This is a genomic window from Staphylococcus caprae, from assembly GCF_003966625.1.
Taxonomy (GTDB): Bacteria; Bacillota; Bacilli; order Staphylococcales; family Staphylococcaceae; genus Staphylococcus; species Staphylococcus caprae.
Genome location: NZ_AP018587.1, coordinates 1926862 through 1939439 on the forward strand (window position 1 = coordinate 1926862; position 12578 = coordinate 1939439).

The 12578-nt window shown below is 33.5% G+C and carries 12 protein-coding genes and 1 riboswitch; of the genes, 5 read left to right on the forward strand and 7 right to left on the reverse strand.

What is annotated here, in order from left to right:
* Positions 1–183: 183 nt before the first annotated feature.
* Complete coding sequence (locus JMUB898_RS09260; RefSeq protein WP_002442136.1) at positions 184–420, forward strand: glutaredoxin family protein; 237 nt, start codon at positions 184–186, stop codon at positions 418–420.
* Between the two features lie 227 nt (positions 421–647).
* Here JMUB898_RS09260 and ptsP read toward each other — a convergent pair whose 3' ends face one another.
* The 5 genes from ptsP to auxA all read right to left on the reverse strand — a co-directional run bounded on the left by ptsP (position 648) and on the right by auxA (position 6025).
* Complete coding sequence (ptsP, locus tag JMUB898_RS09265; RefSeq protein ID WP_002442135.1) at positions 648–2366, reverse strand: phosphoenolpyruvate--protein phosphotransferase; 1719 nt, start codon at positions 2364–2366, stop codon at positions 648–650.
* Positions 2367–2368: 2 nt separating this feature from the next.
* Complete coding sequence (locus JMUB898_RS09270) at positions 2369–2635, reverse strand: phosphocarrier protein HPr (protein ID WP_002435387.1); 267 nt, start codon at positions 2633–2635, stop codon at positions 2369–2371.
* A 157-nt stretch (positions 2636–2792) separates the two neighbouring features.
* On the reverse strand, positions 2793–3332 hold the full coding sequence (locus JMUB898_RS09275) for a hypothetical protein (protein WP_037541314.1): 540 nt from the start codon (positions 3330–3332) through the stop codon (positions 2793–2795).
* Positions 3333–3390: 58 nt separating this feature from the next.
* Complete coding sequence (locus tag JMUB898_RS09280) at positions 3391–4563, reverse strand: class I SAM-dependent rRNA methyltransferase (protein ID WP_037541545.1); 1173 nt, start codon at positions 4561–4563, stop codon at positions 3391–3393.
* A 166-nt stretch (positions 4564–4729) separates the two neighbouring features.
* Entirely contained in the window at positions 4730–6025 is a 1296-nt protein-coding gene (auxA, locus tag JMUB898_RS09285) for a lipoteichoic acid stability factor AuxA (RefSeq protein WP_037541312.1), read from the reverse strand.
* Between the two features lie 155 nt (positions 6026–6180).
* Between auxA and graF the strand changes: the two genes are divergently transcribed.
* The 4 genes from graF to JMUB898_RS09305 all read left to right on the forward strand — a co-directional run bounded on the left by graF (position 6181) and on the right by JMUB898_RS09305 (position 9647).
* Positions 6181–6315 (forward strand): glycopeptide resistance-associated protein GraF, encoded by a 135-nt coding sequence (gene graF, locus JMUB898_RS12725; RefSeq protein ID WP_095323392.1) that lies wholly within the window; start codon positions 6181–6183, stop codon positions 6313–6315.
* Between the two features lie 346 nt (positions 6316–6661).
* Positions 6662–6768, forward strand: a riboswitch (TPP riboswitch).
* An 87-nt stretch (positions 6769–6855) separates the two neighbouring features.
* Positions 6856–7431, forward strand: a complete 576-nt coding sequence (locus tag JMUB898_RS09295; protein ID WP_002442127.1) for an ECF transporter S component — start codon at positions 6856–6858, stop codon at positions 7429–7431.
* Positions 7432–7444: 13 nt separating this feature from the next.
* On the forward strand, positions 7445–8848 hold the full coding sequence (locus tag JMUB898_RS09300) for an ABC transporter ATP-binding protein (RefSeq protein ID WP_002442125.1): 1404 nt from the start codon (positions 7445–7447) through the stop codon (positions 8846–8848).
* Complete coding sequence (locus JMUB898_RS09305; protein WP_002442123.1) at positions 8841–9647, forward strand: energy-coupling factor transporter transmembrane component T family protein; 807 nt, start codon at positions 8841–8843, stop codon at positions 9645–9647. The genes JMUB898_RS09300 and JMUB898_RS09305 overlap by 8 nt, the downstream gene beginning before the upstream one ends.
* A gap of 177 nt (positions 9648–9824) precedes the next feature.
* Here JMUB898_RS09305 and purD read toward each other — a convergent pair whose 3' ends face one another.
* Together purD and purH are read right to left on the reverse strand one after the other, a co-directional pair.
* Positions 9825–11063, reverse strand: a complete 1239-nt coding sequence (gene purD / locus JMUB898_RS09310) for a phosphoribosylamine--glycine ligase (RefSeq protein WP_002442122.1) — start codon at positions 11061–11063, stop codon at positions 9825–9827.
* A gap of 27 nt (positions 11064–11090) precedes the next feature.
* The gene (purH, locus tag JMUB898_RS09315; protein ID WP_002442120.1) at positions 11091–12569 is read right to left on the reverse strand and encodes a bifunctional phosphoribosylaminoimidazolecarboxamide formyltransferase/IMP cyclohydrolase; all 1479 of its coding nucleotides are present in this window, start codon (positions 12567–12569) and stop codon (positions 11091–11093) included.
* Positions 12570–12578 lie beyond the last annotated feature (9 nt).

Genomic DNA, 12578 nt, shown 5'->3' on the forward strand with positions numbered 1-12578 from the left:
TAATATATTGAAAATTGGAGTCACAATGTTTAAAATTATAAATCTCTGAGAGCTTGAACTAAATTAAGTTGCTCTAAATTTGTATGTCCATTTTTTGACAGGACACATAATGTTCACATAGTTGAAATCATATATACTTTTCTGTATAGTATTTTCAGAAATAAAGACGAAAGGACGTTAAATATGGCTTCTAACATTATCATTTATACTCAAGATGAATGCCCACCATGTACGTTTGTAAAAAATTACCTCTCAGAACATGATATTGAATATACTGAAAAGAATATTAAAAATGCTCAATATCGAAATGAAATGATCAATTATGACGCATTTGCAACGCCATTTATTCTATTAAAAGGTGAACCCATGTATAGCGTAGATATGGATAAAATTAACTCCACTTTAAATATCGAAAATTAATTAAACACATAAAAATCACTCAACATATTCAATTCTTTGATGTTGAGTGATTTATTTTGAGTACGGTTAGACATGAATGTCCATATGAGCGTAATCTAACATTGAAAGAAGAACGCCCTATAGCTTCATTCACTTAGTCTTAGCCCTTCTCTAATACGCTTGCTCTACCCTTTTAAGAGAGAGAAAGAGAGTAAATACACTGGTGTACTTACTCTCTTGTAGTCAAATTATTTAGCTTTGTTATTAACTAATTCCATAACTTCTTCTTGTGTTGCACATTCAATCGCGCGGTTAGCTAATTCAGCCATTTCATTCTTACTTAGACCATTAATTTGTCTTCTCGCTTTAAGAATAGACGTAGCACTCATTGAGAACTCATCTAAACCTAAACCTAATAATAATGGAATCGCTGTTTCGTCTCCGGCCATTTCACCACACATGCCAGTCCATTTACCTTCTTTATGAGAAGCTTCAATCACTTGTTTCACTAAACGTAAAATAGATGGGTTGTATGGTTGATATAAATAAGATACACGTTCTGACATACGGTCAGCAGCTAATGTATATTGTATTAAATCATTTGTACCGATACTGAAGAAGTCCACTTCTTTCGCAAATACATCTGCTAACGCTGCAGTTGCTGGAATTTCCACCATGATACCTAATTCAATATCATCAGAAATGTCATAACCTTCATTTTCAAGGTTTTTCTTTTCCTCTAAAAGAATAGCTTTAGCATCACGGAATTCTTTAATTGTAGCAACCATTGGGAACATGATATTCAACTTACCGTAAGCAGATGCACGTAATAATGCACGCAATTGCGGTCTGAAAATATCTTGTTGCGCTAAGCATAGACGGATTGCTCTATAACCTAAGAAAGGATTCATTTCTTCAGGTAAGTTTAAGTATGGAAGTTCCTTATCTCCACCGATATCTAAAGTACGAACAACAACACGTTTACCGTCCATTGTTTCTAATACTTTTTTATAAGCTTCAAATTGCTCTTCTTCTGTTGGCATTTGGTCTCTTCCCATATAAAGGAATTCTGTACGGTATAAACCGATACCTTGTGCGCCATTTTCAATGACACCTGGTAAATCGTTAGGTGTACCAATATTCGCTGCAAGCTCTGCATGTACGCCATCAACAGTTACTGTATCAGCATCACGTAGTTTTTGTAATTCCTTTTTATCTTCAAAGAAACGTTCGCGTTTATTTTGATAGGCAATTAACTCATCTTCAGTCGGATCAATAATTACGTCACCTGTAATACCATCGACAATAATCATATCACCCTGTTTAACTTGTTGCGTGATAGACTGTGTACCCACGACTGCTGCAATTTCAAGTGAACGACTCATAATTGCAGAGTGACTTGTTCTACCACCAATATTAGTTACAAAACCTTGCACAAATTCTTTATTCAATTGTGCAGTATCTGAAGGTGTTAAGTCGTTACCAATAATAACGACACTTTCATCAATCATGCTTGGATTTGGTAAATCTACGCCTAGAATATGCGCTAATACACGTTTAGAAACGTCTCTAATATCAGCAGCACGTTCTTTCATGTATTCATTATCCATAGATTCGAAAATGGTAACAAATTGAGTTGTTACATCATTTAACGCAGTAGCTGCGTTGACTTTGTCATTTTTAATTTTATCTTGGATAGGTTGAATTAACTCTGGATCATCTAAAACTAATAAATGAGCATCAAAAATAGCTGCTTTATCAGCGCCTAATTGAACTTCTGCATTGTTTCTAATCTTAGTTAATTCAACTTTAGATGCTTCGATAGCTTTATTGAATTTATTAACTTCGCCTTCTACATCAGTGACCTTTTCATTACTGTCAAAAGATAAATCAGGTTCTACTAATAAGTAAGCTTTTGCGATTGCTACGCCGTCTGACGCAGCAATCCCTTTAATTAAGTTAGACATAATTATTTAGTTAATCCTTCTTTTGATAAGACATCACTGATTGATTCAATAGCATCAGTTTCATCGCTACCGTCAGCATAAATAGTGATTTCAGCATCTTTACCTACACCTAAACTCATAACACCCATGATTGATTTTAAGTTTACTTTCTTCCCGTTATATTCTAATTGAATATCTGAATCAAATTTTGATGCAGTTTGAACTAACATTGTAGCAGGGCGAGCGTGAATCCCTGTCTCATCGATAATTACATATGATTTTTGTTCCATAATTATATTCTCCTTCGTATAGTTAGAATCTTCAATATTATTACAATCTAACATAGATTTTATACAATAACTTTACCAAAACCGGTTGCTAAATTCAATTCGTTTAAAACCGGTTTCAGTGTCATTATTTACATTTCAGTGAAAATTATATCATTTACTACAAGTTATTGATAACTTTTTCACATTTTTCTACGTGATCTTTACCAAGCTTACTCATAAAGTAGTAACTGATTGAAGCTGATACAGCTTGACCAATCACTGGGAACCATCTTGTTTGCTTGGCAGCCGCACGTTTAGCAACATCTTTGATTACAACTTTCAATAATGCTTCTGATACTTTTCTTCCTACAAATTGACTTCCTTGAATCGCAGCTGCAGACATAATTCTTTCTTTAACGTCATCTCCAAGAGAATTCACTTGTTTATGGTCTAGTCCATAGATTTTATTAACATCTTCTATAATATCTCTCATTAATTTAATATCTACACCAAAGTCTAAACCTGGAATTGGTACAACGCTCGCACCAGAAGAAAGTAAAGATTTCTTCTTAACAAGTGTTAAAGCCTTCTCGCGACGTTGTTTTAACTCCTCTTGTGTCGTGGGTAAGTTACTTTTTTCTTTAATTTCTTCAATATTTAAAAGTGAATTACCTACTTTATTTGTAATATCATTAGTAAATTTACTTCTAATACCCATATTCTTACACCCTTTCATAGTTTCATCTCAATAAATCGTTATACCCATTTTAGACAAATTAATGCTTAATATTAATAAATACTGCTTTTAAATATTTTGAAGGTTTATAGTGTGGATGTGTTTTGAAATCTTTTGGCAAGCCCATCACTTCGCTTATTTCAAATTCTACACCTGCATCAGCCAATGTCTTTTTAATCACATTTTTAAAGGATTTCAATGGAAAAGCACTTGAATTTGTACATAATAATAATGATCCTTCTGGTGCTAAAATGTTTAATGCACCTTCAATTAGTGCATTATAATCTTTTTGCACTGAAAATGTCTTTTTCTTATTTCGAGCAAAACTAGGAGGATCAATAACGATTGTTTCATACTGATGACCATGACGTGCTGCATAATTATAGAAATCAAATGTATCCATGACATAAATATATTCGGATTTAGGATCAATACCATTGAGTCCAAAATTCTCTTCAGTTAATCCTCTTGAACGATTTGCTAAGTCAACGCTAGTAGTTGATCGTGCATTTTGAGCTGCTATCACTGAAAAGGCACCCGTATAACTAAATAGGTTCAATACATCTCTATCTTCAGAGAATTGATCACGTAATTTCTTTCGTACTTCCTTTTGATCTAGGAAGATACCTGTCATCAATCCATCTTCTAAATCTACATTATAAAACGTAAAGTTTTCTTCTATAATTATAGGGAAATCAGGCGCCTCACCTTCTACAAATCCACCTGTATATTCCGTATCTTTAAATCTCATTTTTTCATAAATAGATGTAAAACCAAAGACTGCCTTCACCGCTTCTATGACATTGTATCTGAATTTATAAATGCCTTTAGAGTACCATTGTATTAATAAATGCCCATCGTAATTGTCGATAGTGAGTCCCCCTACACCATCTCCTTCAGCATTAAAAAGTCTAAATGCATTGGTACCTTCGATATTAAAATAATATTCTCTTTCCTCTAATGCCTTTTCGAATAACTTAATGAAAAAGTTAGTGTCGATAACTTCGTTCTCATCGTAACTTAATACCCAACCTAACCCTTTGTGTTGGCGTCCTACATAACCCGTAGCAATATATTGCTGTTGCGCAGTTACAATTTTGACTAAATCTCCTTCTTTTAAATGGTCGTGCGCATAAATATCATCTTCATCTATTAGCGGATAATGATTGAGATACTTTGTCTCTTTACCTTTATTTAAAGTAGCAATCTTCATCATCATTAAACCTCTCTTTCTATTTATTTCAGTTTCTATCTTTTATTTTCAAAAAATCGTAAGTTCAATTTCAAAAATCATTTTAACAAATAATAGAATCTAATAATACGTAAAAAAGCCACTGTCATTGAAATATCAATAACAATGGCTTTAATCAATCATTCACTTACGGCTTCTCACGTAATTGTAATGAATAAGCGACAATAATCGCAATTAACATGAGTAATAAAATAGGCGTAATAAAGATTGATAGTAATAAACCGTGAATCATGATGTTGATAAATTCAGTTAAGAATTTAAAGAACAATATACTACCCATAAAGAGTTGTAAATAATAAAATTTACCTCTTAGATAGTAAGTTAAAGTCGTAGCAATATAGATGATGACTATGAAGAGTAATAAAATAAGCGTTACCCATTCTACAACGTATTGTGTTTGTGATAACTCCCACTCTCCTGATAAGAACAGTGAGTTGCGGTTATTAAATTCTAAGAAAGTAAAGAATAAAATAACTACGCCACATAACAACTGAACATACATAGGTTTAATCCATTTTGGCTTTCTCATCCAATTAGGAATATCATCCTCTTGAATATCGACAATATTTTTAACTTTTTCTTTGAATTTATCTCTTTTAGCTCTAATTTTATCTAAATCTACACTTCTTCTCGTCTTGCGTGCATATTCTGTTGTCTTATCTTGTAGTTGTTTAAAATGAACTTTAGTTTGATTAGATACATTTCCTTTATTCGTTCTAGAAAGTTCTGGTTCTTCCTCACCGAGTTCTTCTTTCGTTAATGGTAATGAACGTCTTAAGAATAAGAAATTCCAAATAGACATTTGTCCTAACAACCACATAATAATGAAGAAGGCATTCACACTTAAAATATCGATGGATTCAATTTCGTTAGAATCAATACGTCCATATAAAGCTATTTGCGTAATTAAATAACTGATACCATACGTTACAATAATCCACATAAAATGATTTTTATGATTATGTTTGTTTAATTCGTCTTTATAAACAATGTAACCAATATGTACGATGAACGGTATGATAAATACAATTGCGAAGAAACCATATACTTGAGTCATTAATAATAATGTAATGATGAAATACAAAATACCAACAACTAAAAAGAAAATAGAAATGTCATAGTCATATTTAATTGTTCTAAATAAAGTATGACCTAATAACATGACTAAGATACCAAATAAAATAATGATAATGGCACTTATAATTGGGAAACTACCTATAAACCTACTCATCACTTTAATAATTTCACTGAAGAATGCATTAAGAAATTCCCATACATTATGTACATGTGTATTAACTTTTTTATCACCATTAAACTGCTTAATTAATGGTAGATTTATGAGAATGATGAGACCTGTGAAAAGTGAAACGATACCGATAATATAGCTAAATATGATCTCGGTGTGTTTCTTAAGAAAAGACATACTGTTCACCTCAAACGTTATTATATATGAAGATTTTCTAATTGTCTTTAAATTAACCATAAATACGTCTAGAGACCTACAAAGGTTTATTAATAGGATAACGGGGTAAATGTAATGTGTAAACAATAATTCCTATATAAGGGGTGGAAATTATTATGGGAAAAGAAGAATTTGAAAAGAAATCAGCTGAAAAAGCAAAAGAAGCAGAAGAAAAGCTAAAAGAACAAAACGAAGAAAAATCTAATGATACAGAACAAACCAAAAAAGATGTTCAAGATACGTTAGACTAATAACAATATATCATTACGAGGCTGGGATATCATTTCATATCTCAGCCTCTTTCATGTAAACGTACAGGCTTGAGTCGGAATGCGCTTATAGTAAGTTCCTTCTATCATAGCCCTCCTTGCCCGTGGGCCTCAACATGGAGAATTTCTTTTTCAAGAATATTTTGCAAACAACGCAAGTTGGGTATGGAAGAACGCAATTCATTTTGCTAAATGATATTTCTATACCTATACGCTTTTATTGATTCAATTCATTTTATTCTAAAAAATATTTAAACTATATTTTAAATGACAAAACTATCTTGACAATACTTTAGAAAAATCATACATTAAAGTTAAATTAAATATACGAACGCACTAGGGGTGTATGTATTTATACTGAGATGAGGTTTATCCTCAAACCCTTTGAACCTGATCTAGCTAGATACTAGCGTAGGAAAGTGTTGTTAACTATAGAATCTAATGAACTTGAAACATTTAGATATATTTTCTGACGCACAACTTTCCTAGGGAGGGTTGTGCGTTTTTTTAGGAGGAAAAGTAATGTCAAAAGGTTTAAAACTATCAGAAATACTTGTAACAGTATTGATTTCTGTAGTCTTTGCTATCATTTATAACTTATGGTGGTTCTTCTACAACATTGTTCAAGTTGCAGGTATTCATCTAGAACAGCTTACATACGGCGTATGGTTTATGGCAGCTGTTGTGTGTTACCTCATTATTCCTAAACCAGGGATAGCTATATTAGCAGAGTTAGCAGCTGGCGCTGGGGAAACAATCGTTATGGGTAAATTTGATATACCAACGATTATTTACGCTTTACTTCAAGGTTTAGCGTGTGAAATCGTATTTGCAATCTTTAAATATCAGTCACGCTCAGCAGCAGTAGCAATGCTTGCAGGTTTTGTGACTGCCATCGCAACTTTCCCTGTCGATTACTTCTACGGTTATTTAAATGAAGTTGCTGGATGGAACTTATTCCTATTTATTCTGTTCCGAGCAATTAGTGGTATTGTGATTACAGGATTAATTTCTTATTGGATTGTTAAAGCACTCGATAAGACGGGAGTAACCAAACTCTTTAGACCAGCTTCTCAAAATGACTACGACAACCTATAAGGGGATTTTTTAATTGTTAAAAGTAAAAAACTTACGTTTGAAATATCCAAACGGGGATAGAAAAATATTTGATAACTTAAATATTAAAATTAATGATAAAGAAAAAGTGCTTTTACTCGGTCCATCTGGATCGGGTAAAAGCACGTTGCTTAATGTACTTAGCGGCATTGTTCCTAATTTGATTGAGCTTCCTATGAAATATGATGAATTAGAAATTGACCGCCAAAGTGGTGTTATTTTTCAAGATCCTGATACACAATTCTGTATGCCAAAAGTGTATGAAGAACTGGCTTTCGTTCTTGAAAACAGACAAGTCCCTCGCAGTGAGATGGACAAGGAAATTAAACACGCGCTTGAATCAGTTGATTTAAAAGTGACCGATCAAACTTATATTAATCATTTAAGTGGTGGTATGAAGCAAAAATTAGCCATTGTAGAAACGATATTGCAAAAAGCTGAAACATTATTTCTAGACGAACCCACTGCTATGTTAGATGTCAAAGCGACTGAAGATTTATGGAAGAAATTAATTGAGTTATGGGACAATCAAACGGTATTAATTGTTGAACATAAAGTTAAACATATCTGGCAACATGTGGATCGCGTTCTTCTAATGAATTATGAAGGACAAATTATTGCAGATGATACCCCTGACCATATTCTTAATCACTATGAACATTTATTAACTGAATATGGCGTTTGGCACCCAAAAGCTTGGGATAATGCCCCTCGCCCTGTGCCACTTGCTCCTATGTCTAATAAAGCGTTATTTAAATTTGAACATGGCGCAATCATTCGTGGTAAGAAAACATTATTTTCCGTTGATGAATTTAAATTTGGCGCCGGAGAATGGTTAACTATTACCGGCAAAAATGGTGCAGGTAAAACTTCATTATTAGAATCCATGCTACAATTAATCAAATATAAAGGTCTAATGACTTACGACAATAAAGAATTGAAGAAGATTAAACACGCAGCACAACATATGTATCTTGTATATCAGAACCCAGAGTTACAATTTATTACTAATTCTGTATATGATGAGGTTCATATCCATTACAACCATTTAGATTCTGAAAATGCTAAACAAGAAACGATGCAATTACTCGAGTTACTTCATTTGGATAAGGTTCAAAACCAACATCCTTTTGAAATATCAACTGGACAAAAACGACGTCTAAGTGTTGCTACCGCCCTAAGTTCTAAAGCAGATATCGTATTATTAGATGAGCCTACATTTGGACTGGATAGTCATAATACATTTCAGCTTATCAAACTTTTCCAAGAACGGGTGAAACAAGGTCAAACAATTATAATGGTGACACATGATCCAGAGATCATACATCGTTACCCAACGCGTCGATTACATGTAGAAGATGGTAAACTTATAGAGATTGAAGGTGAACGCAATGTTTGAAAGATGGAAAAAACACCACACCTTCGTAGATGATGTAAATATAATTACTAAATTAATATTAGGAGTTGCACTTTTTTTCTTTATTATATTTATTCATAATTTTGATTTTATGATTTATATCGTTATACTGATGTTTATTTTCTTACTTCTATTTAACGGCACTGAATTTAAAATTACAGGTATCTTTATATTAGTAACCGCCTTATTCGCCCTTCTTTCTTCATTATTTATGATTTTATATGGTGATGGTGAACATATGTTAGTGAAATTCGGCATCATTCAAATCAGTGAAGAAAGTATTGTAAGAGGTTTACATTTATCTCTAAGAACGATTACTGTTTCAATGTTTGGTATTCTCATAGCATTAACCTCTCAAATCGTCATGATTTTCTACAGTTTAATGCAACATTTGAAAGTAAAACCAAAAATCGCATATGCCTTTATGGCAGCAATTAGAATGGTTCCATTAATCATTAGTTCACTGATTCAATTGCGTCGTTCATTAAAAATGCGATATCAAATGATTGATGCTTCAAATTATAAAGGCATCAAACGTTTAAATCATTTAGTTATCCCATTATTAAGTCAAAATATTAGACGTGCACATCAACTTTCAGTCGCAATGGAATCTAAAGGATTCAAAGATGGACCAAGAACGTATTATTATCAGACACCTTTTTCATATAAAGATTTAGTATTTATACTCTGTCTATTAGTCATTATTGGATTATCATTCTTATTATCTAGTTATGTACCATTAACTGGTATTCATGATGTTCGTTTTGGAAAATTAGGATAAACAAACGTATCCTTCAAATAGAATATTCCTTTTGAAGTGAGATAATCTGCTTTTATCAATAAACGAAGCTCGTTGCTTCATACTCATACAAGTAGTAAATGATATAACAATAGCTCTAAGATGTTTCTTCAACGAAATGCATCTTAGAGCTATTATTTTTGAGTCAATCTTCATTCTTTATTTAATCGCTTTATCTCCAATATCACTACGATAGAAAAGATTGTCGCTTTTTATTTTTTTGGCATTGTCATAAGCAGCGGTTTGCGCATCCTTAACTGTTATACCTTCACCGATAGCTAAAATCACACGTCCACCAGAGTTGACGTAATGATCACCGTCTTTCTTTAAACCACTCACAAAATAACGTGAGTCTAAGTCGAATCCACTTACTTCATGACCTTTGTCATAGGCACCTGGATAACCTTTAGACGCTAACATTACACCTACTACCGCTTCATCTTTCCACTTAAAGTCAATAGGCTGACGTTCGTCTAAATCTACAATATGTTGCATTAAATCACTTTCCATACGCGTTAATAACACTTGTGCTTCTGGATCACCAAATCGAGCATTAAACTCTATCACTTTAGGTCCTTCTTTAGTTAAAATGGCTCCGATATAGAGTAGACCAAAAAAGTGATAACCTTCTTGTGACATCGCACGTGCGATAGGCTGAGCGATACGCGCATTCGTTTGTTGAAGTACTTCATCATTAATGTGCGGAACTGGGCAATACGCACCCATACCACCAGTGTTAGGACCTTCGTCATTGTCATACGCACGCTTGTGGTCTTGTGCAATACAATCAAATGGCACTGCATAATCTCCATTCACGAAAGTCATGAGAGAGAATTCCTCACCCTCTAAGAAGCTTTCAAACACAACTTGGCCTTGTTCTTCAGGATAAACCGCTTTAACCCCATCAATTGCTTCATCTTTAGTATGAGCAATGATTACACCCTTACCAGCTGCTAAGCCGTCTTTTTTGATGACAACGGGTAACTCACACGTTTCTACATAAGCTAGTGCATCTTTACGATTCGATACTTCTTTATAGTCTGCAGTAGGAATATCATACTTTTCCATTAACTGTTTGGCAAAGAGTTTAGAACCTTCTATTTGTGCAGCCGCTTGACCTGGACCGAAAACTTTAATTCCTTCATTTCTAAGTAAATCTGCTAAACCATCGATTAAAGGTTGTTCAGGACCGATAACGACCCAATCAATATGAGTTTGTTTAGCGAAATGAACTATAGCTTGTTGATCAGATTCTGCAATCTCGTTATGAATTTCCGCAACGTTCACCATTGCTTCATTTCCAGGAATGGCATAGACCTTATCTACAATAGCAGATTGATGAATCTTTGAAGCGAGTGCATGTTCACGACCGCCAGCTCCTATAATTAATACTTTCATCAGTTGACCCCTTTCTATAAGTGAAACTTAGTGTTTAAAGTGACGCATACCAGTCATTACCATCGTGATACCGTACTTATTAGCCATATCAATTGAATCTTGATCTTTAATAGAACCACCAGGTTGAATAATTGCTTTAATACCATGTTCAGCAGCATATTCTACCGTGTCTCCCATTGGGAAGAATCCGTCAGAAACAAGTGCTACATTATCATTAATTTCAATGGCTCTTTCAATAGCAATTTTAGCTGAACCGACGCGATTCATTTGTCCAGCACCGATACCCACCGTTTGTTTATGATTACTTAAAATAACTGCATTACTCTTCACAGAGCTTACAACTTTCCAACCTAATAGCATCGCATCCCATTGTGCTTCAGTCGGTTGTACATCAGTTGCAACAGTCATTTCTTCACGAGAAATATCTTTATTATCTTTATCTTGTACTAAATAACCACCAGATACTGAAACAAATTCTTGTTCAGCATTATCAATTGTCATATCAATTTCTAATAAGCGAATATTTTTCTTTTGAGTTAAAATTTCAAGTGCTTCTTCAGTAAATTTAGGCGCGATAACCACTTCTAAAAAGATTGAATGAAGCGTCTCTGCGAGTTTAGTATCAACTGTACGATTCAACGCAATAATTCCACCAAATATTGACTGATTATCCGCATCATATGCGTGTTTAAATGCTTCTTCAATTGTTTGACCAACACCTACACCACAAGGGTTCATATGTTTGACAGCCACTGCAGTAGGTTCATCAAATTTCTTCACTAAACTAAGCGCCGCATCCGCATCTTTAATGTTATTGAAGCTTAGTTGTTTACCATGTAATTGCTTCGCTCCAGCAATGGTATGTTTACTATCTGAAGTTCTTACAAAATATGCTGATTGTTGTGGATTCTCTCCATATCTTAGTGTTTCTTTATCCCCTTTAAAGAAACTCACAATCGCTTGATCATATTGATTTGTATGTTCAAATACTTTAACCATTAAATTTTTTCTAAATGTTTCATCTAATTGATCATTCTTAATTCTATCAATTACTTCGTTGTAATCAGATGGATGTACAATTGTCGTCACATGTTTGAAGTTTTTCGCAGCTGCACGCAACATTGTTGGTCCACCGATATCAATGTTTTCTATTGCATCTTCTTCAGTAACATCAGGGTTTTCCACAGTCTTTTGAAAAGGATAGAGATTAACAACAACCATATCAATGAGATCAATATGTTGTTCTCTTAATTGATTAAGGTGTGCTTCTTTGTCACGATCAGCTAAAATGCCACCATGTACCGCTGGATGCAATGTTTTAACTCGTCCATCCATAATTTCAGGAAATTGTGTTAGCTCAGATACTGATTTAACAGTAACACCTGCTTCTTCTAAAGCTCGTTTTGTACCCCCAGTAGAATATAATTCATAATCTAATTGAGTTAATGATTTGGCGAATTCTACAATTCCACTTTTATTAGAAACACTTAAAATAGCTTTTTTCATTGTTTAAGA

Coding starts and splice junctions, on each gene's coding strand:
- purD (WP_002442122.1), bottom strand. CDS start 11,063: ATGAAAGTATTAATTATAGGAGCTGGCGGTCGTGAACATGCACTCGCT.
- JMUB898_RS09305 (WP_002442123.1), top strand. CDS start 8,841: ATGTTTGAAAGATGGAAAAAACACCACACCTTCGTAGATGATGTAAAT.
- JMUB898_RS09280 (WP_037541545.1), bottom strand. CDS start 4,563: ATGAAGATTGCTACTTTAAATAAAGGTAAAGAGACAAAGTATCTCAAT.
- purH (WP_002442120.1), bottom strand. CDS start 12,569: ATGAAAAAAGCTATTTTAAGTGTTTCTAATAAAAGTGGAATTGTAGAA.
- JMUB898_RS09260 (WP_002442136.1), top strand. CDS start 184: ATGGCTTCTAACATTATCATTTATACTCAAGATGAATGCCCACCATGT.
- JMUB898_RS09270 (WP_002435387.1), bottom strand. CDS start 2,635: ATGGAACAAAAATCATATGTAATTATCGATGAGACAGGGATTCACGCT.
- JMUB898_RS09275 (WP_037541314.1), bottom strand. CDS start 3,332: ATGGGTATTAGAAGTAAATTTACTAATGATATTACAAATAAAGTAGGT.
- auxA (WP_037541312.1), bottom strand. CDS start 6,025: ATGTCTTTTCTTAAGAAACACACCGAGATCATATTTAGCTATATTATC.
- graF (WP_095323392.1), top strand. CDS start 6,181: ATGGGAAAAGAAGAATTTGAAAAGAAATCAGCTGAAAAAGCAAAAGAA.
- JMUB898_RS09295 (WP_002442127.1), top strand. CDS start 6,856: ATGTCAAAAGGTTTAAAACTATCAGAAATACTTGTAACAGTATTGATT.
- ptsP (WP_002442135.1), bottom strand. CDS start 2,366: ATGTCTAACTTAATTAAAGGGATTGCTGCGTCAGACGGCGTAGCAATC.